Source organism: Haliea sp. E1-2-M8, from assembly GCF_030649675.1.
Classification (GTDB): Bacteria; Pseudomonadota; Gammaproteobacteria; order Pseudomonadales; family Halieaceae; genus Haliea.
In genome coordinates this window covers 208907-230990 of the sequence record NZ_JAUTDR010000002.1, presented here as the reverse complement: position 1 = coordinate 230990, position 22084 = coordinate 208907, and the positions used below count along the sequence as shown (strand labels likewise).

Below are 22084 nucleotides of genomic sequence, written 5' to 3'. Positions count from 1 at the left end.
ACACCGGCGGTTAATGGGCCCGTTGCGCTCGCGAAAACGCAGGGGCGGCGTATAGTGTGGGCCGGGAGGACGGTTGATGCGCGAATGGTTGGGCTTGTTGTGTAGAGTGTGGTTTACAGTGCTGTCTGGAGTGTTGCTTGGATTGTTGGGGGCCTGTGGGCGGGTGGACGGAATACCGGTAGAGCCGGGGGTGTCGCTGGCACTGGCCGAGGAGCGTGCCGCGCGGCTGTCGGGGCTGCACTACAGGCTGTTCTTTGCTGTTCCCGCGGAGCAGTCGCAGCCGATTCGCGGTGAGGCGGAGATTCGCTTCACGCTCGCGGATGCCGCTACTCCCCTGCAGCTCGATTTCCGCGCCGGGCCCGGGGCCGTGCAAAAACTGGTAATCAACGGTAGCGCGCTGGCAGCGGTGCCAGAGCGCGAGCACATCCTGCTGCCGGCGGCATCCCTGCGCGCCGGCAGCAACACAGTGGCAATCGCTTTTGTCGCCGGCGACAGCGCCCTCAACCGCAACCCGGACTATCTCTATACCCTGTTCGTGCCGGACCGCGCCCGCACCGCCTTCCCGCTGTTCGACCAGCCCGACCTGAAGGCGACCTGGGAGCTCAACCTCAAGCTGCCCGCGGGCTGGCAGGCGCTGACCAACGGCCCGCTGCTGGCCGCGGAGCCGGGTGCGGAGGCAACCCTGCACCGGTTTGCGGTCACCGAGCCGATAAGCTCCTACCTGTTTTCCTTTGTGGCCGGGCGCTTTCAGGTTGAGCAGCAGCCCTGGGGCGAGCGCAGCATGACCCTCCTGCATCGGGAGACGGACCCGGCCAAGCTCGCCCGCAATCTGGACGCCATCTTTGCCCAGCACCGGGCGGCCGTTGCCTGGCTGGAAGACTACACCGGCATTGCCTACCCCTTTGCCAAGCTGGATTTCGCGCTGATCCCCGCTTTCCAGTACGGCGGCATGGAGCATGTCGGCGCCATCCAGTACCGGGCCGAGTTGCTGCTGCTGGACGAGAATCCCACCGATGAGGAACTGCTGGGCCGGGCCAGCCTGATCGCGCACGAAGTCGCCCACATGTGGTTTGGCAACCTGGTCACCATGCGCTGGTTCAACGATGTCTGGACCAAGGAAGTGTTCGCCAACTTCATGGCGGCGAAAATGGTAAACCCCGGATTTCCGGACATCGACCACGAACTGAACTTCCTGCTGCGCCACTACCCCGCCGCCTATGCGGTGGATCGCTCGGAGGGGGCGAACCCAATCCGCCAGCAGCTCGGCAACCTGAACGAAGCCGGGCAGATGTACGGGCCCATTATCTACAACAAGGCGCCGATCATGATGCGGCAGCTGGAGCGGATGCTGGGAGAGGAGCTGTTCCGCCGTGGTATGCGGGATTATCTCACCCGCTATGCCTATGGCAACGCCACCTGGCCCGCACTGGTAGAGATTCTGGATCCATTGACCGAGGTGGACCTGCAGAAATGGAGCGAGGTCTGGGTCCACGACAGCGGCTTCCCCGGCCGTTCCCTGCAGGTGGAGGATCCGGAGCTGTTCTACGGCCCGCGGCCGGCGCGGCTGGCAGAACTCGACGGCTGGGCGGACCTGGCGCTGGTGGACCGGGGTCGACTGTTGCTGGACCTGTACGAGGGCGTGCTAATCGGGGCGGACATCAATGCCGAGGCCTACGGCGATGCGCTGCTGGGTATCGTGGCGGGGGAGACCAACCAGCTGCTGCTTGCCACCGCCCTGTCCCAGCTCAGCCGCCTGCAACAGACACTGTTGCCGGACGCAGTCCGAGAGCGGCTGCAGCCGCGTCTGGAGGCTACCCTGTGGGCGGGCATCGCCGCCAGCGATGAGCCCGGGCGGACAAGATTGTTGTACGACAATCTGTCCCTGCTCGCTGCGCAGCCGGATTCGCTGCAGCGCCTGTTGGCCATCTGGCGGGGCGAGGAGTCCGTGCCCGGGCTGCAGCTGTCGGAAAACGACCGTATCCAGCTTGCCGAGCGGCTCGCCCTGCGCCTGCCGGAGCAGTCTGCTGCCATCGTCAGCGCGCAGCTGGCGCAGACGGAAAATCCCGACAGCCGGCGGCGATTGGCCTTTCTGACGCCGGCCCTGGCATCTGATACCGCTGTCCGCGATCGCTTCTTCGCCGGCCTGGCGGACCCGGCCAACAGGGCGACCGAGAACTGGGTACTGGATGCCCTGGGTTATCTGCATCATCCGTCTCGCACCGCCCACTCGGTACGCTATATCCAGCCAAGCCTGGAATTGCTGCAGGAAATCCAGGTGACCGGGGATATCTTCTTTCCTTCGGGCTGGCTGCACGCCACGCTGGAAAACCACGATTCGGCGGAGGCGGTGGCCACGGTGCGGGCTTTTCTGGCAAAGCGGCCTGACTACAACGGCCAATTGCGGATGAAGATTTTGCAGGCGCTGGACCTGCCCCTGCGAGCCCAGCGCCTGGCGCAATAAAAAACCCCGCTACCGGCTGCCGGTAGCGGGGTTACGGTGTCGGTTACTAGCGCTCAGGAACCGATAATGCCGCCGTCCTTGCGGGTGATTACGATGGTGCAGTCGCGGGGGATGGTCTTGCCGTCAAATTCCACCGGGAAGTTGGTCAGTGTGGGACTGCCGTTGCCGGGATGCTGAGTGTTGATAAACATGGTGCGCCGGTCCGGGGTGATGGCGATACCGGTGATTTCATCACCGGTCACGCCGCTGAACATACGCCGCACGTCCATGTCCGGGCCGCTGTCGTAGGTGCTGGCGACAACCATCTGGTTGTTGAGGCCCTTCTTCTGGCCGCCGTCTGTCTGGATAAAGATGCGACCGTCGGGGTCAATCCAGAGACCGTCGGGGTCGGAGAAAGTGCGCTCGTCGCCCTCATCGTGGGTATCTTTGGCGATGATGAAGATATCCCAGGTAAAGCTCAGGCCGGTGTGTTGGTTGCTGTCGTGCCAACGGATGATGTGGCCATCGGCGTTGGGTACCAGCGGGTTGCCGGGGCTGGCCTCGGTCCGCTGACTGTTATTGGTAAGAGCGCAGTAGACGTCGCCATTCGGGGCTACTGTAGTCCACTCGGGGCGGTCCATGGGGGTGGCGCCTGCCTTGTCGGCAGCGATGCGGGCGTAGGTCAGCAGCTCGGCCTCGGAACTAAAATGCGGCGCAACTGCTGGGTTGTTCATGCTGAGTTCCAGCCACTCGCCGCTGCCGTCCTCATTGAACTTCGCCGCGTACAGGGTGCCGTGATCCAGCGGGCTCATGCCCTGGGCGCGCATGGATTTCCAGTTGCTCTCGGAGACAAACTTGTAGATATAGTCGAAGCGCTCATCGTCGCCCATGTAGCCGACTATGCGGCCGCCGCGACCCTCCACGATCGCAACGCCCTCGTGCTTGAAGCGGCCCAGGGCTGTGCGCTTGACCGGCGTGGCATCCGGGTCGAAGGGATCGACCTCAACAACCCAGCCGAAGCGGTTTTCCTCGTTGTGGTAGGCGCTTTCGTCACCCCCCTCCCGGCCAAGATTGAACCTCTCATCAAAGTTGCCCCAACCGTAGCCAAAGCCAGTAGAGCGGAAGCCGTAGCGTTCCTGTTCATCCGTGGGGATCCAACCACCGGTGGCATCGTTGAAATAGCCGTTGAAGTTTTCCTCGCAGGTGAGGTAGGTGCCCCAGGGGGTGTAGCCACTGGCGCAGTTGTTGAGGGTGCCCTTGGCGTTATTTTCGGGATAGATCAGCGGGCTGTTGGCAACCGGACCACTGAATGTCACCGGCGTATTGCCGTGAACCCGGCGGTTGTACTCGCTATTCTTGACCAGATCCCACTTGTCGCCGCTTTTGCGGATCTCGACTACGGAGATACCGTGGGCGTGCTGGGAAGTCTTGACGTCCTCGATGTCGCCGGGGGCGGACTTGCCCAGGACGTGGGAGTTGCCGCCGTATTCATGGTTAAGCGCCAAAAGGCCGCGTGTATTGCTGCTGCGGAAGGGGAAGAACCACATCCCGTCGTGGCCGATGCCCACCTGTTGGGCCTGCTCGGATGCGGTGGGGCGCGTATCGGGGTCCCCCACGTAATCGGGCACCCCGTTTTTGAGAGAGGTACCCCAGGGAATCAGAACCTGATAGTCGTAGTCCGCGGAAATGGTTGGCATCGGACCTGTGCCCTCGGCGACCGGGACCGGGGTGAAATTGATCAGTCCGTTTTTCCGATCCTGACCCACCGGGCCATTGGGGCCCGGCTTGCCGCCCCTGGCTGCCATCGCCAGGGAGCTGCCAAAGAATGTACCGGCGGCCAGGGTCAGGCCACCTTTCATGACCTGCCGGCGGGAGGCGTAGCCGGTAAGGACTTCCTGGAATGTGCGGTTGCTGGAGGGATTGCTGCTGCCTTCGTCGTGATCCATGGTGTGTATCCTGCGCTATTGGATTGGAAGTCGAGCACGGTCCGCGGCTCGTTCCTTTGCCTGCCGTGCGCTCAGCGGCCCGCCATGCCAGCGGGTCCACTGCTATTCGAGCTTAGGGGTGGTGTATTGCAGCGCTGTGGCGGATCTGTGTCAGAACGAAGAACTTTTTGTTTTGGGTGGAGCGTGGGCGCAGGGGAGGTGCAGGACGAAAAAGGGCCAGCGCGAGGCTGGCCCCCCCATGGGGTCAGGTCTCTTTTTTCAAAAGGGACCTGACCCCATTTTCAGCTAGGCGCCCCCGGCTAGGCGCCCCCGGCTAGGCGCCCCCGGCTAGAACTGGTAGATCACGTCGAAGCCGAAGGTGCGCGGCTGGTTCCAGGTGTTGCCGGCATAGCCCAGGGTGCCGAAGTCGATACCCCACTCCCGGTACTCCTCGTCGGTCAGGTTCTTGACCCAGGCCGACAGGCGCAGCTCGCCATCGCCACCCACGGAAAGCTCATCCAGTGTGAGGCGCGCGTTGGTTACCGTGCGGGCGTCTGATGAATCAAACTGGTTGAGGAAAGGGTGGAACGTCATGCTGTCGGTGTAGCTGACGTCCACCCGCGCGCTGAAGGCGCCGATACCGGTGTTGGGCAGGCTGTACTGCAGGCCCAGGGCGCCGGTGTTCTCCGGGGCGCGGGTTACCGTAGTGATATCGGCAATGTTTTCGATTTCATTGGTGACCGGGTTGCGGGCGTTGTACTCGTCGAACTCCGCATCCAGGTAGCCGTAGGTCAGGTCCAGGGTGATGTTCTCGCTCAGCAGGGCGACGGCTTCCAGCTCAAAGCCCTGGTAGGTTGAGGCCCCGGCGTTGGTAATCCGGCTGGACGCGCCACCGCTGCCGGCCTCGAACACCGCAATCTGCATGTCCTGATAGTCGTTGTAGAACAGGGCAGCGTTCAGCCGCAAACGCTGGTTCAGCCAGTCGGACTTGATCCCCAGCTCATAGGAATCCAGCTGTTCCTCATCGTAGGCCTCTTCCCAGGCGGTTACGGTGGAGGCCCGGGAGTTGAAGCCGCCGCCGTTATAGCCAGTGGAATGGGACAGGTAGACATTCATATCCGGGGACACGGCGTAGTTCAGGGTGAGCAGGTAGCTCAGGTCATCCCACTTGTCGCTGTTGGTCAGCCGGTCGTCGATGCTGCTGTGGCCCAGGGTCTCGTTGAACAGGAATCCGTCGCGCTTGTCCTCGGTGTAGCGCAGGCCGGCGGTGAGGTCCAGGTCGTCGGTCAGGGAATAGGTCGCCTGCCCGTATACCGCGCTGGATTCCGTGGTCTGGCCATAGATGAAGTCTACCAAGCCGTTCATGTTCGGATCCGCCCCCGGGAAGGGGAACGGCAGCGGCAGACGCTGAGTGCCCTGGCAGACCGGGCCGGTGCCGAAATCGTTGCAGAAGCCGGCACCGATAAAGGCGCCGGCCAGCGGGCTGCCCAGCAGGAACTGGATCGGCAGGGCAAACGTCTGCGGGTTGTCCTGATAGATATCCTCTTCATAGTAGTAGAGGCCGACGGTATACTGCAGGCGGTCGTTCATGGCATCGCCGATGAGCTGCAATTCATGTGTCTCCAGATCGATCCAGCCCTCGGGAATTCCGGCCTGGAAGCCCTGGGTCGGGATGGACTGGCCGCCGCCGTAGAACAGGTCGCGCGCGGTGTAGGCACCGCCGTCCAGGTCTGTTGATTCGTAGCCGGAATCGGTCTTCCGGTTGGCGTAGATGTACTTGATCATGAACGGTTCCAGCTCCCAGGAGACCGTCAGATTGTGTCCGTCCACCTCCAGGTACTCGTCGCTGACGCCGTCCAGGGTGTACTGCTCGCGACGGTCATTCGGGTTGCCGACGGTGGCGGCCATCTGCTGGTAGAGCTCGCCCCCGAGAAAGGTGTAGGGGAAGGGTGTCTCGGTAAAGCCGTTGTAGATGCTGTCCTTCACCTTGGAGATCTGAAACGGCGTGGGAACGCCGCGGTTATCGGTCCTGTCGAAGACGTAGTCAACGATCAGGTTATCGGTGGGCTCCAGGCGCAGCGCCAGCCGGTAGGAAGTATTGTCTTCACTGCCCAGTTCCTCTTCACCGCCGGGCCAGTCGTTGGTGGCCCAGCCGTCATACTCCATTTTCGCCGCTGACAGCTTCAGCGACAGCATGTCGGCCATTTTTGGCAGATCCACCGAGCCGGAGAGACGGCGATAGCCGTCGTTGCCGACGCTGGCTTCAAGCTTGCCGCCCAGTTCGCCCGTGGGCTTGACGGTGGTGACGTTGACCGCACCCCCGGTGCTGTTGCGGCCGAACAGGGTGCCCTGTGGACCGCGCAGGACTTCGATGGACTGCAGGTCCACGATGTCGAAGACCGAGCCTACGGTCTTGCTCATGTAGACCCCGTCCAGATAGAAGCTGGTCTTGGGGTCTACCATGAGCGAGGTTTCGCCGCTGCCCACGCCGCGGATATAGATGGACATGTTGGAATTCGAGGACGGCTGCTTCTGGATATTGGTGTTGGGCGCGATGCTGCCGATGTCGGAAATGTCATGGATGCCCAGGTCCGCGATTTTCTCGGCACTGAACGCGGTGACCGCGATCGGGGTCTCCTGGAGCATTGTTTCGCGCCGCTGGGCGGTGACGACCACCTCTTCCAGGGCGAGGGTCTGGGCCTGTGCCACTGACCACACCGGGAACGTTGTGGCGGCGATTAATGCTGCTGCTATTGGAGTGCGAATGTTCTTCGGCATGGTAAGGCTCCGTAATCGTTATTGTGCGCGCCCCTGCGGGCCGCCTGGTCACCGTCCCAACACGTCGTGTTGGACTACGCGGATAAAGTATGCTTAAAGAATTCCGCAACCGCAGTTTAACTTTTCTTGCGCCTCCCTCGTCAAGCCCTGCTTGCAGTAAAAATTACGTTATGTTGCGGCGTGTCGGCCAGGGCTGAGATTCCGTGCGGGTCGGATCATCCCGGGCGCGGGTCATGTCCATATCGGCTGGTCATTGCCAAACCGCTCGTCGCGTGCTTAACATGGCTCGCAGCGATCTGTTTGGAATCGCTATCAGCGAGGCGGTTACAGCCATGGATGCAGGGTACAGGCATCGCTATGCCGGCGTTCTGCCAGGTCTTCTGGCTATGCTTGTGCTGGCGGTGGGTGTCGCTGCCAGCATGCTGGTCTGGGATCACAGCCGCGAGCGTGAACGCTCCCTGGTCGAGAGTGCCTTCCTGGCGGAGACGGATCGCCTGGTCGCCGTCATTGAGCGCCAGCTGAATACCTACGCCGTGGTCATGCGCGGCCTGCAGGGTTTTTTCCAGGGGTCCCGGGAAGTCGAGTATCACGAGTTTCTGGCCTATACCCGGGCGCTGCACGCAACCTCGGATGTCGCCGGCCTGCAGGGTGTCGCCTGGGTGGAGCTGGTGCGGCGCGAGCAGTTGGCGGCTCACGAGGCCAGAGTCCGCTCCCAGTTGCCGGTTAATTACTCTATCCATCCCGGCACTGAGGGCGACGTACTCGCTCCTATCATCTTCATGGAGCCGCTGGCTGGAGACAATCTGGCGGCAATAGGACTGGATATTTACCAGGTGCCGCGGGCGCGGGAAGCAGCTGAACGCGCCAGGGACAGCGGCGAAATCGTTATTACCCGCCCAATTGGGCTGGTGCAGGACACATTGCGCGCGCCGTCACCGTCATTTGTCATGTACCTGCCGGTTTACGCCGCGGGAAGTACCCCGGATACCGTGGCCACCAGGCGCGAACAGATTGTCGGTTTTGTCGATATCCCCTTCCGGGTAGCGGACCTGATGGCTGGCTTACGGAATGAGATCAACTGGTCTATCGACCTGGATATCTACGATGGGGATCCGGCTGACCCGGCCAATACGCTGTTTACCACTGACGCCGTATCTCATGCGGAGCGGCTGCAGGCCGGTGAACTGCAGCGGCGGCAAACCCTGACCGTGGGTACCCGCAGCTGGGCCCTGTTGCTGAGCACAACCCCGGAGTACCGGGCGGCTACCGTCGTTCCCGGACAGTCGCTGTTGGTGCTTTTGGCTGGCGGCTCTGCCAGCTTTGCCCTGGCGCTGCTGGTGCTGGTACTGGCCCGGGGCCGCGATCGCAGTGAACAGCGGGCGGCGCGCCTGAGTAATCTCTATCACGCCCTGAGCGAAGTGAACCAGGCTATCGTCAGGATGGACAGTGAGCAAGAGCTGATGCCCCTGGTGTGCCGCATGGCGGTTGAATTTGGCGGCATGAAAATGGCCTGGGTGGGCCGGGTTGATACCGCCAGCGGGCTGATTACCAGGGCTGCCAGTGCCGGCGAGGGATGTGACTACCTGGATAGCCTGGTGCTCTCGGCCCGCCTTGAACACCCGGACAGCAGCGGACCCACCGGGACCGCCGTGCGCGAGAACCGTCCGGTGATTGTCAATGACTACTTGGAGTCGGCCCTGACCCGGCCCTGGCAAGAGCGCGCCCGTAAATATGGCTGGCGGTCGGCGGCGGCGTTCCCGATCCAACGCGGCGGCAGGCAGTTCGCGGTGCTCAATGTTTACCATCACAGGCCGGATGCGTTTGATGAGGACGCCATCAACCTGCTGCGGGAGATGGCCACCGACATCAGCTTTGCTCTGGACAACTTTGACCGCGAGGCGCAGCGGACAAAATTCCAGAAGGCGGTAAGGGAAAGCGAAGCCCTGTTGTCGACGATCCTGGAGAATGTCGGCGCCTGCATCTACCTCAAGGATCTCGATGGCAAGTACCTGTTCGTGAACCAGCAGGTGCTGGATCTCTGGGGTGTCGAGCGGCAGGAGGTGATCGGTTTTGGCGACGACAAATTCTTCGATGAGCGCACCCTGGCACGGGTTCGGGAGTACGACAACAAGGTGCTGAATTCCGGCCAGGCGGAGGAGCAGGAAGAAGTCGATACCGTCTTTAACGGCAAGACCGTTATCTTCTGGTCGGTCAAGATTCCCCTACGGGATGCGGAGGGCAAGATCTACGCGCTCTGTGGTATTTCCACCGACATTACCGAGCACCACGACAATCGCGAGCGTATTCGTGTCCTGAGCAATTACGATTCTCTCACCGGCCTGCCCAACCGGGAGCTGCTGCGGGAAAAGGCCAGAATTGCCCTGAACGCGGCGCGGGCGGGGGGCGGCGAGGTTGCGCTGCTGTATATCGACGTCGACCGGTTCCAGATCATTAACGATTCCCTGGGCCTGGCGGTCGGCGATACGGTATTGAAAGAGCTGTCCAAACGTCTGACTGCAGAGCTGAGCCTGGAGGCGACCCTCTGTCGTTCGGGTGGTGACGAGTTTTTCCTGCTGTTGCCCAACACCGATGCGGAGCAGGCGGTGGCAATGGCGGAGCGCTTGCTGGAACTGGTGGCAGAGCCGCTGCAGGCCGGCAGGCACCGTCTCAATCTCACCGCCAGTATCGGCGTGGCCTGCTTCCCTGGCCATGGTCGGGATCTGGACCAGCTCAGCCAGTCCGCGGATGCGGCACTGTCCCGGGCCAAACGCGCCGGGCGCAACACCTACAGCCTGTTTGTGGAGGAGATGCGGGCGCGTGCCAACGAAACCCTGCTGATAGAAAGTGAATTGCGGGATGCCCTGGCCAACCAGGGCCTGAGCCTGCACTACCAACCCCAGGTCAGTTTTGCAACCGACGAGATTACCGGTGTCGAAGCGCTGCTGCGCTGGCAGCACCCCGAGATCGGCTATATTTCGCCGGCGCGCTTTATTCCCATTGCCGAAGAGAGCGGCCTGATTCTGGAGATCGGCAACTGGGTGTTGCGCACGGCCATTGCCCAGCAGGCCAGCTGGCGAGCGGCGGGGCTGCCGGTGTTGTCAGTCGCGGTCAACCTGTCCGCGGTGCAGATGTACCGTGACGACTTTACCGAGATGGTGTGTGGCCTGCTGGCTGAATACGACCTGCCCCCCCACATGCTGGATCTGGAGCTGACCGAGCGTATCGCGATGGAGAATTCCGGCAAGACCCTGGCGACCCTGAGCGATCTTCATGGTCGCGGTGTGGTTCTTTCCATAGATGATTTCGGTACCGGTTATTCGTCCCTGAGCTACCTCAAGCGCTATCCGGTACAGAAGCTGAAAATCGACAAGAGTTTCGTCGATGGGCTCGCCGACGACCCCGAGGACCAGGCGATAGTACTGGCGATCATCGGCATCGCCAGGGGGCTCGGCTTCGGGACCGTGGCGGAAGGCGTAGAGACCCTGGAACAGTGGCAATTCCTGCAGCAGCACGGCTGTAATGAATACCAGGGCTACTATTTCAGCAAGCCACTGCCCCCCGGGGAGCTGGAAAAGCTCGCCCGTGGGCGGGGTGCGTCAGAGGCTGGTCGTTAACAGCCAGGCGGTGTAGGCGCCGAAGCAGAGCAGCAGCACCCCGCCCTCCAGGCGGTTGATGCGTCCCGGTCCATTGCGGCGGTAGCCCAGCACGCATAACAGCGCCGCTAGTCCCGCCATCACGGCCACGTCCCGGGTGAGAACTTCCGGGGGCACGGTGATCGCATTGATGCCGCCGGCGATGCCCACAACCGCCAGTGTGTTGAACAGGTTGGAGCCGATGATATTGCCGAGGGCGATGTCGTTTTCGCCCTTGCGCGCGGCGATGACCGAGGAGGCCAGCTCCGGCAGCGAGGTGCCGATGGCGACAACGGTCAGGCCGATAACCAGGTCGCTGATCCCGAGGCCCACCGCAATGTCGATGGCGCCCCAGACCAGCAGCCGCGAGGCGGCAATCAGGGCGATCAGCCCCACCGCCAGCCACAGCAGGGCGCGGCGCAGCGGCATGTGGGCGACGGCGTCCAGGTCCTCGCTTACTTCAGTGCCGAGCTGGTCGGCCTTGCCGCTCATGCCCTCGCGGATGGTCCAGGTGATCAATGCTGCGAATACCCCGAGCAGCACGAACGCTTCCAGCCGGGAGACGGTGCCGTCCACCAGCTGCCAGGCCGCCAGGGCGGTAACCGCCAGCAGGATCGGTAGTTCCTTGCGCAGAATCTGCGAGTGCACCAGCAGTGGGCTGATCAGGGCGGTGATGCCCAGAATCAGCGCAATATTGGTGATATTCGACCCGTAGGCATTCCCCAGCGCCAGGCCGGGGTTGCCCTGGGAGGCGGCCATGGCCGAAACCACCATTTCCGGTGCCGAGGTACCAAACCCGATGATCACCATGCCGATCAACAGCGGTGGAACCTGAAAGTGCCAGGCGGTCGCTGCCGCTCCCGTTACAAACCGATCCGCGCTCCACACCAGAATTACCAGGCCGACGATAACGGCCGCCACTGCGATCATTCCCTTGCTCCTGACGATAGTCGCCACCGGGAGAAACGGCGGGCGAGGGGCTCACGATACTGGTCAAACAGCACCGCCGCTACTATCACCACGCCGGTAATAATGCGCTTGCCGGGCTCGGAGATGCCCAGTTGCGCCAACCCGGTCTGCATTACGGCGATGATCAGGACTCCGAGAAAGGTGTTGACCACCGAGCCCCTTCCGCCCGACAGACTGGTGCCACCGATGACCACCGCGGCAATGGCGGACAGCTCCAGGCCGATGCCCGCGTTGGGGTCCGCGGTCTGCAGGTAACCCAGTTGGAACACCCCGCCCAGGGCTGCCAGTAGTCCGGCCAGCGCAAATACCAGCGCTTTCCAGCGCACGGTATTGAGGCCCGAGAGACGGGCCGCCTCCTCGTTGCTGCCGATGGCAACCATGTAACGTCCGAACACCGTGCGCACCAGCACAAACTGGGCCACGGCGACGACCGCCAGCGCGGCCAGCAGCGCTGGCGACACCCCCAGCCCCGCCAGCGGCTCGCCAATCCGCCCGACGCTGGCGCCCAGATACCGGGTCTGGGAGTCGGTCACCAGGTAGGCGCCACCGCGGGCGATTTCCAGCATGCCCAGGGTGACCACGAAGGAGGGGATGGCCCAGCGCGCGCTGACCAGGCCGCTGGCACTGCCGCAGGCCAGCCCGGTGAGCAGGCTGGCGGCAATGGCCGGCAGCAGTGGCCAGCCGGCATCGGCCATCAGCACTCCCATGACCGCGGCGCACAGCGCCATGACCGAGCCCACGGACAGGTCGATGCCGGCGATCAGCAGCACATAGGTCATGCCCACCGCGATTACGGTGAGGGTCGGGATCTGGTTGGCCAGGGTGCGGAAGGTTACCGCGGAAAAGAAGTACTCACTCTGGTTGCTGAAAAACAGCACCAACAGTACCAGTACCGCGACCAGCCCGAGGGAATTCCAGGGCAGGCGAATACCCGCCAGGATACTGCGACTCATGTGCCGGTCTCCGTGCCGGGGGCGGGGTTCTGCCCGGGCTGGGCATAGTGGCGGAAGCTGGCGGCCAGCAGGGTCTCTTCGGTAACCGTCCGGGCGTCAAACTCCCCTGCCAGGCGGCCGTTGGACAGCACAAGCACCCGGTCTGACAGGGCCAGCAGTTCCTCGGTCTCACTGCTTACTACCACTATTGCCTTGCCGCGTGCGGCCAGCTCCCGGATCAGCTGCTGGATGCGCAGTTTCGAGCGTGCATCCACCCCTCTGCCGGGCTCGTCGAACAGCACTACGTCCAGATCCTGCAGCAGCCAGCGCGCGATCAGCACCTTCTGCTGGTTGCCGCCGCTAAGCTGCCTGACCGCCTGGGCGATACTGTCGCGCTTGACTTCGAGTTGGTCACAGAGCAGCTCACTGTGGCGGGTTATGGCCTCGTCATCGACCACGCCCAGGCGATTGTGCAACTGCGGCAACCTGCCCAGGCTGATATTCATGGCGATGGATTTGTCCAGCAGCAGTCCCTGTGCCTTGCGATCCTCCACCACGAGGCCGATACCTGCCGCAATGGCCTCCGCGGGGGTCTTGAACCGGTGTCTGCGGCTGAACCCATCGGCGGCCAGGTGCAGCCAGCCGCAGTCCGCCACATCGGCGCCGAACAGGGCGCGCAGCAGTTCGGTGCGTCCGGCGCCGATCAGGCCGCCGATGCCCAGCACCTCGCCGCGGTGTACCTCCAGGCTGATATCGCTAAAGGCGCGCTCCCGTCCGAAGCCCTCCACGCGCAGGGCCACCTCCCCAGCGGGCTCCGGGGCGCGCTGGTTTGCGGGTGCGGGTGCGGCGCCGGACGCCGGTATCTGCATCATGGCCGGACCCGCCATCAGGTGAACCAGGCGGTCAACGTGCATGTTGCTGGCAGTTTCGGTAGCCACCAGCACTCCGTCCCGCAGTACCGAGACCCGGTCCGCAACCCGCTGGATTTCACTCATGCGATGGGAGATGTAAACGATGCCGACGCCGGAGTGACGCAGGGCGTCCAGCTGCAGGAACAGCTGGTCGATCTGGGGGTCAGTGAGGGCGGCGGTGGGCTCGTCGAGGATCAGCAGCTTGACTGGCTGCGCCAGCACCCGGGCAATTTCCACCAACTGCTGTTTGCCGACCCCGAGCGCCGAGACCGGCAGGTCGGGGTCCAGATCGTCGAGTTTGAGCCGTGCCAGGGCGGTGCGGGCATTGGTTTTCAGCGTTCTCCGGCTGATGCAGCCAAACCGGTTGCCGAGCTGGTTGAAACACAGGTTTTCGGCAATGCTCAGATTGGGGAACAGGTTCAATTCCTGCATCACCATGCGCACGCCGGCGGCCTCGGCGTCGCGGATTGAGGCGGGACGGTAGGGGCTCCCCTCCAGCAGCAGACTGCCGCTGGAAGGTTGGTGAATTCCGGCGATGATATTGCACAGGGTGCTCTTGCCGGCACCGTTGCTGCCCATCAGCGCATGGATCTCGCCTCGATGCAGACTGAAGTCGACGCCCCGGAGTACCGGTGCCGCGAACTGCTTGTCCAGTCCCCTTGTCTGCAGCAGGGGGCTGGTGTCTGCGCTCACCACTGGCTCGCTAGCGGGCGCTGGCGACGACAACGTCGACCGCAGTGTTGCGGTCCTGCGGGGCCTGGCCGGTTGCCAGAATTTCCAGCGCATACTCAATGCCAAAGACTGCCAGCTGGTCGCCGTACTGGTCGGCAGTGGCAAGCATGGCGCCAGACTGCACCAGGGTGTTTGCGGCAGAGATGTTGTCGAAGCCAACCACCAGTACCTCGTCGGCGCGACCGGCCTGGCGCACGGCGGCGACGGCTCCCAGTGCCATGCTGTCGTTGGCGCAGAGCAGGGCCCTGAGCCCGGGGTGTTCGCCGAGAATGGCGCTGGCAACTGTCGCCGCGCGCGCCTGCTCCCAGTCCGCTGCCTGAATGGAAACCACCTCGATGTCAGCGCTGCGCATGGCATCTTCGAATCCGGCCTGACGCTGCTGGGCGTTGAATGCCCCGGGAATGCCGCCGATGATGGCGACCTGGTCGCCGGATGCAAGCTCTGCCGCCAGTACCTCGCCCACCTTGCGCGCGCCCTCGCGGTTGTCCGGCCCCACAAACGGAATCTCCACTCCCATTTCGGCGAGGACATCCCGGTCAAAGCGGTTGTCGATATTGACCACCACAATGCCCTGGGCAACGGCACGGCGGGCAACCGGCAGCAGGCCCCTGGAGTCTGCCGGCGCTATCACGATGGCGTCTACCCCGGTGGCCATCATCTGCTCGACCAGCGCCACCTGCTGCGCCAGGTCGCTTTCATTGCGGATGCCGTTGACAATCAGCTCGTACTGGCCCGGGTTGGCGGCCTGGTGGGCCCGTGCGCCGTCTGCCATGCTGGTGAAAAACTCGTTGGCCAACGACTTCATCACCAGGGCAATGCGCGGTGCATCCGCAGCGGCCTCCGCAGCGGGCCGGGTTGGCGCCTCCTGCCGGCCGCAAGCGGTGAGTGTGAGCATGAGCAGCAGGGCGGGCAAGAAGCGGCTGCAGGGCAGGGTTGTGGAGCAGGGCATGGATCACTTCCTCTCGGGTCAGGGCCAGAACTTGTCAGACACTACCGGGCGCGTAAAAAAATGTGCCGAATACCTTATTACGGACTAGTCTATATCAGACACAGCATAATAAAGGGTATGCGGATGGGCTATCCAGTTAAAGGCTTGCTTGCTCTCCTGCTGGCGCTTGGGCTTCTGGCCTGCTCCGAAAGCAGCGACCGACAGGCGACGCCGGAGCCGCCGCCGGTGCAGCCGGAGGAGGTGGATCCCAACCTGGTGGTAGTGGAGCCCGGAGAAGACTTCCAGAGGCGCTTGCTTGAGGCGTTCATCAACGCCGAGCCCGGGCAGACCATCGAGCTTCCCGCGGGCGAGTTTGAACTGGATGGCGCCCTCTCCCTGGATGTCGACAACGTCACTGTGCGTGGACAGGGGCCCGAGCAGACCGTGCTCAATTTCGCGGCACAGGTGTCAGGCGGTGAGAGCATTCTGGTTACCAGCAACAACGTGGTGCTGGAGAAATTTGCGCTCATTGATCCGCCCGCCGATGGCGTCAAGTTCAAGTTTTCCAACGGCGTCACCATGAAGTCGCTGCGGGTGGAGTGGACCTGTGGCCCCTGTGCCAGCAACGGTGCCTACGGCCTGTACCCGGTGCAGACCCGGAACGTATTGATCGAGGACAGCGTGGTCATCGGCGCCAGTGACGCCGGTATTTATGTGGGCCAGTCGGACAAGATCATCGTGCGCCGCAACCGGGTATCCCTGAATGTCGCGGGCATCGAAATCGAAAACTCCACCAACTCGGATGTCTACGAGAACATCGCCGAGAACAACACCGGCGGCATTCTGGTGTTCGACCTGCCCAACCTGGCGCTGGACGGAGAGCGCGCGCGAATCTACGACAACACCATTCGCAACAACAACACCCCCAACTTCGCGCCGGAGGGGAATATCGTCGCTATCGTGCCTGCCGGCACCGGTATTCTTGCCATGGCCTTCGATGATATCGAGGTGTTCGGCAACCGTATCGAAGGCAATCAGTCGCTGGCTATCGCCATCGTCAGTTACGCGATCAGTGGGCTGACCACCGAGGATGCCAACTACGACCCCGACCCGCGGCGCATCCATGTGCACGACAACCAATACAGCGACAACGCAACTGACCCGCAGGGCCTGGTCGCCGATATCGCCGGCCTGTTCACCGGACACGGTGGCCTGCCGGAGATCGTCTACGACGGCCTGGGGGAAGGGCAGGGCGCCTTCGCAGATCCCGATCGCATCTGTATAGCGGAGGCCGAAGCCGTGCGGCGGGGCGTGCTGTTCCAGCCCGGTGGCGGCGGCGCCAGTGCAGATCCCGCCTTCTTCGCCTGTGCCCACGCCTCTCTGGCAGAGGTTGTGCTGGATACACCCGAGGCGATTGCCGAGGGCGAGCGGCCACCGACCGAAGCCGAGATCGCCGAGCTCTGCACCCCCGCCGCTAACGAGGCCAATTTCGGCGCCGTGGAGGTTAGCTGTCGCGAACTGGCGGGATACAACCTGTTTGCGGATGCGCTGGATCCGCGCGGTGACGCCAACGGCGGTATCCTGTACGACCTGACCAGCGAGCTGTTTACCGACTACGCGGAGAAATACCGCTTTATCTTTCTCCCCGAAGGGCTGCAGGCAGCCTATGCTACGCGCGATGTATTCGACTTCCCGGTGGGAACGATCATCGCCAAGACTTTCACCATGCCCAACGATTTCCTCAATCCGGGAGCGGGTGAGATCATCATCGAGACCCGCCTGTTGATCCACCGTCGTCAGGGCTGGGCGACGCTGCCCTACATCTGGCGCGAAGATAGCAGCGGCGCGGATCTGACCGTCGCCGGCGGCCGTCGAACCCTGCAGTGGATCCACAGCGACGGCATGACCCGCAGTACCGAGTATGTTATCCCCGACGCCAATAGCTGCAAGACCTGCCATGGCGTCACCCGCGCCGAGACCGGCAGCGGCGTCAACCAGGAAACGGTGAACCTGCCGATCGGGCCCAAGGCGCGGTTCCTGAATCGCGACAACAGCTATGCAGGCAAGAGCCATAACCAGCTGACCTACATGGCCCAGCTGGGGGGCCTGGCTGGCCTGCCCAGGAATCTCGCGGTCGTCGACAGGGCGCCGGACTGGGAGGACCTCGCGCAGCCGCTGCAGGAGCGTACCAAGGCCTACCTGGATATCAACTGTGCGCACTGTCATAGCCCCGGCGGCTTCGCCAGCAACTCGGGCATGTTCCTGGAGTTCTGGCGCGAGGTGGATTCCACCTACGGTATCTGCAAGCCGCCGGTAGCCGCCGGCGCCGGTTCGGGGGGGCTGCAGTTTGACTTTGTGCCCGGCGATGCGGACGCCTCCATCACCGTGTTCCGCATGGATTCCAACGACCCGGATGTGCGCATGCCCGAGATCGGGCGCAGCATTATCCACGATGAGGCAGTGGAGCTGGTACGGGAGTGGCTGAACAGTCTGAGTAAAGGATGCCAGACATAACTCATGGGTAAAAAGGGAAGCGAGCGCTCACCACTTTGGGGAATGGCGGCGAGTATCACGTTCGTCGCCGGGGTGCTCGCCCTCCTGGTCTATTTTGACATCCACAAGCAGATCGCCAGCCTGCTGCTGTGGTTCGAGTCACAGGGCGCCTGGGCTGCCGTCTGGTTCATTCTGCTGATGGCGACGGCGGTTGTGCTGCTCCTCCCCGGGGTGCTGTTGACCACTGGCGCCGGATTCGTGTTTGGGGTCGCAAAGGGTACCCTGTACGTTGTGGTGGGAACCACACTTGGTGCAATACTGGCTTTTCTGGTTGCTCGCTACCTGTTCGGGGCTCGCGCCCGGCGGTTTATCACGGCCCGGGCGCGTTTGCATATGCTGAGTGAGGAACTGACTCACGATGGCTGGAAGATTGTCCTGTTGACACGGTTGATCCCGTTTTTCCCCAGCAAGGTATCCAACTATTTTTTCGGGCTGACCTCGGTGCCCCTGCGTGGATATACTGTGGGCTCGTTGCTGGGTTTCATTCCGTTCTCCCTGCACAGCGTATATCTGGGTTCGATCGCGGCCGATGTCACAACCCTGGGCGTGCGCAACGTTGGCCGCTCACCGCTGGAATGGACTCTGTACGCCGGCGGTTTCATCGCCACCGCGATTGCTGTGGTATGGGTTACCCGGCTGGCGCGCCGCGCCCTGTATCGCTACGAGGACGCGGGAGTCATTGCGGAGGATCTGCCGTGACCTGGCTGCGGTGGTTGCCCTGGCGCTATATAGTACGGCGGGTGGCGCGCAGTACGGGGTTTCTGGATCCCGTAGCATTGCTGGCAAAGTTGCACGGCTTTGCGCAGCCATCCGAGGTGGCCGAACCGATCGAATTGCTGCGGGCCGGTGTGGTATTCCACGCCCGCGGCCTGATCAACAGCCGCGTGATCCAGCACAACCTGGACTGGGTCTGGCCCTACTGGATTGAGCGCCAGTTTGACCCGCGTGATGTGTCGTTCATTCCGCGCGCATTTTCCATTACCCACATCAACCTCACGCACAGGAACTGGACCGCGATTGGTTATCCGGATTGCGCTGAACTGCCGATCGTGGATCCACGCGGCCTGCTGACCCCCCTCTATGACGGCTGGTCCCTGGACTGCTGGCTGCAGACTGCGGATGGCCGCTGTCTGTTACCGTCGCGCAGTCTCGATGCCCGCCAGACCCAGGAGATGCAGAATGGTGTCTGCGTCGTTACCGAAACTGCCATGTCCGGTGGCAGCCTCCGTAACCGGGCCTGGGTACGGCTTGAATCGGGGTCGGCGGTATGCGAGCTGCAAGCGCAGGCGCGCAGCGACAGCGACGCCTGGCTGGTACTGGCGCTGCGCCCCTACAATCCGGAGGGCATCAGCTTCGTGCACGAGGTCAGGCTGACCAGCGATCGCAGCGCCTGGATTGTCGACGAGGACCACAGGGTCGAATTCAGCGCGGCCGCCAGCCGTCACCATGTATCCAATTACCGCGCCGGGGACGTTTACATACATCTGGATGATCTGGATGATCAGAGCGAGGGGCGCTGCGATGTGGGTATGATAACCGCGGCAGCGCTGTTTCCGGTAAAGGCCGGCGAAGAAACGGCAATCACGGCGACAATAACCCTGCCCGCCAGCGGCTCCAGGCCGCTCGCCGCGGATGCCTGGCGCTCGGGGCACGAGGATCGCTGCAAGTTCAGCTGTCCAGACCCGCACTACCAGTTTCTCTACGATGCGGCGATCATGTCTCTGATTTTGCATTCGCCGAAAGATGTCTACCCCGGGCCGTTTACCTACAAGCGGTTCTGGTTTCGCGATGCCGCCTTCATGATCCATGCTCTTCTGTGTGCCGGCTTGACTGGTCGCGCCGAGCGGGCGCTGTGGCAATTTCCGCAGCGGCAGACTGCCCAGGGTTACTTCCGTTCCCAGGATGGTGAGTGGGACTCCAATGGCCAGGTGCTGTGGATCGTTGAGCGCTTCCACAGCATGACCGGGCGCACCCTGTCGCCGGACTGGGTACGGCCCGTAATCCGTGGTGCCGACTGGATCCTGCGCAAGCGCCTGGCGGATGATCTCGACGCTCCGCACGCCGGGCTGCTGCCCGCCGGCTTCAGCGCGGAGCATCTGGGGCCGAACGACTACTATTACTGGGATGACTTCTGGGGTGTGGCGGGTCTGCGCTCTGCTGCGGCTTTGCTCAAGAATGACGATCCCGCCCACAGCAAGAAGTTTGCGCAGGGCGCCGATGATTTTGCGCGCGCGGTGGAGCGGAGTCTGGCGCAATGCGCGCAACGACTGGGCCGCCCTGCCATGCCCGCGTCTCCTCACCGCCGCCTGGATGCCGGCGCCATCGGTTCTGTGGCGTTCGGTTATCCGACCCAACTCTGCGCGGCACGGGACCCGCGCCTGCTCGATTGCGTCGAGTTCCTGCTCGACCACTGTTTCGTTGCCGGCGCCTTCTATCAGGACATGATCCATTCCGGCCTCAACGCCTACCTGACCCTGCACGTTGCCCAGATCCTGCTGCGCGCCGGAGATCCCCGTTATCTCGACCTTATGGACACGGTAGCGGCCCTGGCCTCGACCACGGGCCAATGGCCGGAGGCTATCCATCCCCGCACCGGAGGTGGCTGCATGGGAGATGGCCACCACGTCTGGGCAGCCGCGGAATGGTTGCTTATGATCCGCAACTGCTTTGTCCGCGAGGAAGGCTCAGGCCTCATCCTCTGTGCGGGGGTTCCGCAGCGCTGGCTGGCGCAGGAGGCGCCAATACGGTTTGGCCCCGCCCCGACGGCCTTTGGTCGCCTCTCCATAACCATCATGCCGAGCGGCGATGGTGCACCGTGTGTCTCCTGGCAGGCGCACTGGCACCGGGGCGCACCGCCGATCGAAGTGCGTCTGCCGGGTTGTCAGCCCCAGCAGGCGGTGGACGGCACCACTGAAGTCGTGCTCGCCCGGGAACCGGGGGCAGATGCGTGAACATCCTCCTGGTCACCAACACCTTTACCCCCCATGTCGGCGGCGTGGCGCGTTCGGTGGAAGCCTTCAGCGCGGAGTATCGCAAGCGCGGGCACCAGGTGTTGATCCTGGCGCCAGAATATCCCGACAGGCCGCAGACTGAAACCGATGTGCTGCGGGTCCCTGCGATCCAGCACTTCAACGACAGTGATTTCTCGGTGGCTCTGCCGATGCAGGCAGGTCTCGGCCTGGACATCGATGCGTTCCAGCCCGACATCGTGCACTCCCAGCACCCGTTCCTGCTCGGGTTTACCGCCCTGCGTCTGGCGCGACACCGGCGCCTGCCGATTGTATTCACTCACCATACGCTCTACGAACAATACACCCACTACCTGCGCGGCGACTCGCCCGCCATGCGACGCTTTGCCATTGAGCTGGCAACGCGCTACGCTAACCTGTGCGATCATGTGTTTGCCCCCAGCGACAGCATTCGGACTCTGATACAGCAGCGGGGCGTCACCCGCCCGGTCACGGTCGTACCCACCGGGGTATTCCCGGAACGCTTCGCCCGCGGCGACCGGCATGGGTTTCGTCGTCAGTTCGATATTCCCCCGGAGGCCTTCGTTGTTGGGCACATGGGACGGCTGGCACCCGAGAAGAATCTGGAGTTTCTTGCCCGGGCATTGGTCAATTTTATTGCTGCCAATCCCCACGCGCATTTCCTGCTGGTTGGACGAGGGCCCGCCGAGGCCGAGTTGCGCGCGATCTTTGAGAGGGAGCAGCTGGGTGCACACCTGCATGTCGCCGGTATTCTGGGGCAGCCGGCGCTGGCAGACGCCCTGCATGCCATGGACGTCTTTGCCTTTGCGTCCACCAGCGAAACTCAGGGCATGGTGCTCACCGAAGCCATGGCCGCCGGGTTACCTGTGGTGGCGCTGGACGCGCCTGGCGCCCGCGAAGTGGTGAGGGACGGCGGCAACGGGCGCTTGCTGGCGGGCGCTTCGCCGATCCAGTTCGCCGCTGCGCTGCAGTGGGTTGCTGAGTTGGGAGGAGAGAAGCTGCGTGAACTGCAGCAGGCGGCGCGGGACACGGCCGATACCTTTTCCATGCCGCGGACGGCGGACAGGGCACTCACCTGCTATGCCAGCCTCCAGACCCATATCGGCAGACAGACACCGGGGCTGGAGAGCGGCTGGGACGACATGGTGAATTTCCTCAAGACGGAGTGGGATCTCCTGAAGAGTCTCGCCAGCGCGAGTGAAGCGTCACTCGACGCCGGGATGTTGTCGGTCGGGGAGCGCTAACACCGATGCTGGCCTGGCATGGCGCGCGCGTACCGGTCGGGGCCTGCCCA

Annotated in this window: 12 protein-coding genes; 6 read left to right on the top strand and 6 right to left on the bottom strand. The window is 63.2% G+C overall.

Translation table 11 applies throughout. The features are described 5' to 3' along the window. Nucleotides 1-76: 76 nt before the first annotated feature. The gene (locus Q6D67_RS02670; protein ID WP_304703990.1) at nucleotides 77-2461 is read left to right on the top strand and encodes a M1 family aminopeptidase; all 2385 of its coding nucleotides are present in this window, start codon (nucleotides 77-79) and stop codon (nucleotides 2459-2461) included. A 53-nt stretch (nucleotides 2462-2514) separates the two neighbouring features. Here the strand turns inward: Q6D67_RS02670 and Q6D67_RS02665 are convergent, their stop codons facing one another. Both Q6D67_RS02665 and Q6D67_RS02660 read right to left on the bottom strand, forming a co-directional pair. After that, on the bottom strand, nucleotides 2515-4386 hold the full coding sequence (locus Q6D67_RS02665; protein ID WP_304703989.1) for a PhoX family phosphatase: 1872 nt from the start codon (nucleotides 4384-4386) through the stop codon (nucleotides 2515-2517). Between the two features lie 327 nt (nucleotides 4387-4713). Next, nucleotides 4714-7143, bottom strand: a complete 2430-nt coding sequence (locus tag Q6D67_RS02660) for a TonB-dependent receptor (RefSeq protein WP_304703988.1) — start codon at nucleotides 7141-7143, stop codon at nucleotides 4714-4716. A gap of 386 nt (nucleotides 7144-7529) precedes the next feature. Between Q6D67_RS02660 and Q6D67_RS02655 the strand changes: the two genes are divergently transcribed. Next, nucleotides 7530-10757: an EAL domain-containing protein gene (locus Q6D67_RS02655; RefSeq protein ID WP_304703987.1), complete on the top strand. Its 3228-nt coding sequence runs from the start codon at nucleotides 7530-7532 to the stop codon at nucleotides 10755-10757. Here Q6D67_RS02655 and Q6D67_RS02650 read toward each other — a convergent pair. Genes Q6D67_RS02650 through Q6D67_RS02635 form a run of 4 tightly spaced genes read right to left on the bottom strand, consistent with a single transcriptional unit; the run spans nucleotide 10740 to nucleotide 15268 of the window. After that, the gene (locus Q6D67_RS02650) at nucleotides 10740-11705 is read right to left on the bottom strand and encodes a calcium/sodium antiporter (RefSeq protein ID WP_304703986.1); all 966 of its coding nucleotides are present in this window, start codon (nucleotides 11703-11705) and stop codon (nucleotides 10740-10742) included. The genes Q6D67_RS02655 and Q6D67_RS02650 overlap by 18 nt on opposite strands. Beyond that, nucleotides 11702-12697, bottom strand: coding sequence for an ABC transporter permease (locus Q6D67_RS02645; protein WP_304703985.1), 996 nt, complete (start codon nucleotides 12695-12697; stop codon nucleotides 11702-11704). Before Q6D67_RS02645 ends, Q6D67_RS02650 begins: the two co-directional genes overlap by 4 nt. Continuing rightward, nucleotides 12694-14280, bottom strand: a complete 1587-nt coding sequence (locus Q6D67_RS02640) for a sugar ABC transporter ATP-binding protein (RefSeq protein WP_304703984.1) — start codon at nucleotides 14278-14280, stop codon at nucleotides 12694-12696. The genes Q6D67_RS02645 and Q6D67_RS02640 overlap by 4 nt, the downstream gene beginning before the upstream one ends. A 10-nt stretch (nucleotides 14281-14290) precedes the next feature. Further along, nucleotides 14291-15268: a sugar ABC transporter substrate-binding protein gene (locus tag Q6D67_RS02635; RefSeq protein WP_304703983.1), complete on the bottom strand. Its 978-nt coding sequence runs from the start codon at nucleotides 15266-15268 to the stop codon at nucleotides 14291-14293. A 123-nt stretch (nucleotides 15269-15391) separates the two neighbouring features. On the opposite strand from Q6D67_RS02635, the gene Q6D67_RS02630 reads away from it, so the two are divergent. Genes Q6D67_RS02630 through Q6D67_RS02615 form a run of 4 tightly spaced genes read left to right on the top strand, consistent with a single transcriptional unit; the run spans nucleotide 15392 to nucleotide 22034 of the window. After that, a complete protein-coding gene (locus tag Q6D67_RS02630) occupies nucleotides 15392-17761 on the top strand; it encodes a parallel beta-helix domain-containing protein (RefSeq protein ID WP_304703982.1) in 2370 nt (789 codons plus the stop codon). 3 nt (nucleotides 17762-17764) lie between these two features. Beyond that, the gene (locus Q6D67_RS02625; RefSeq protein WP_304703981.1) at nucleotides 17765-18499 is read left to right on the top strand and encodes a TVP38/TMEM64 family protein; all 735 of its coding nucleotides are present in this window, start codon (nucleotides 17765-17767) and stop codon (nucleotides 18497-18499) included. After that, on the top strand, nucleotides 18496-20751 hold the full coding sequence (locus tag Q6D67_RS02620) for a hypothetical protein (protein WP_304703980.1): 2256 nt from the start codon (nucleotides 18496-18498) through the stop codon (nucleotides 20749-20751). Before Q6D67_RS02625 ends, Q6D67_RS02620 begins: the two co-directional genes overlap by 4 nt. Continuing rightward, entirely contained in the window at nucleotides 20748-22034 is a 1287-nt protein-coding gene (locus Q6D67_RS02615) for a glycosyltransferase (protein ID WP_304703979.1), read from the top strand. The genes Q6D67_RS02620 and Q6D67_RS02615 overlap by 4 nt, the downstream gene beginning before the upstream one ends. Nucleotides 22035-22084: the final 50 nt, after the last annotated feature.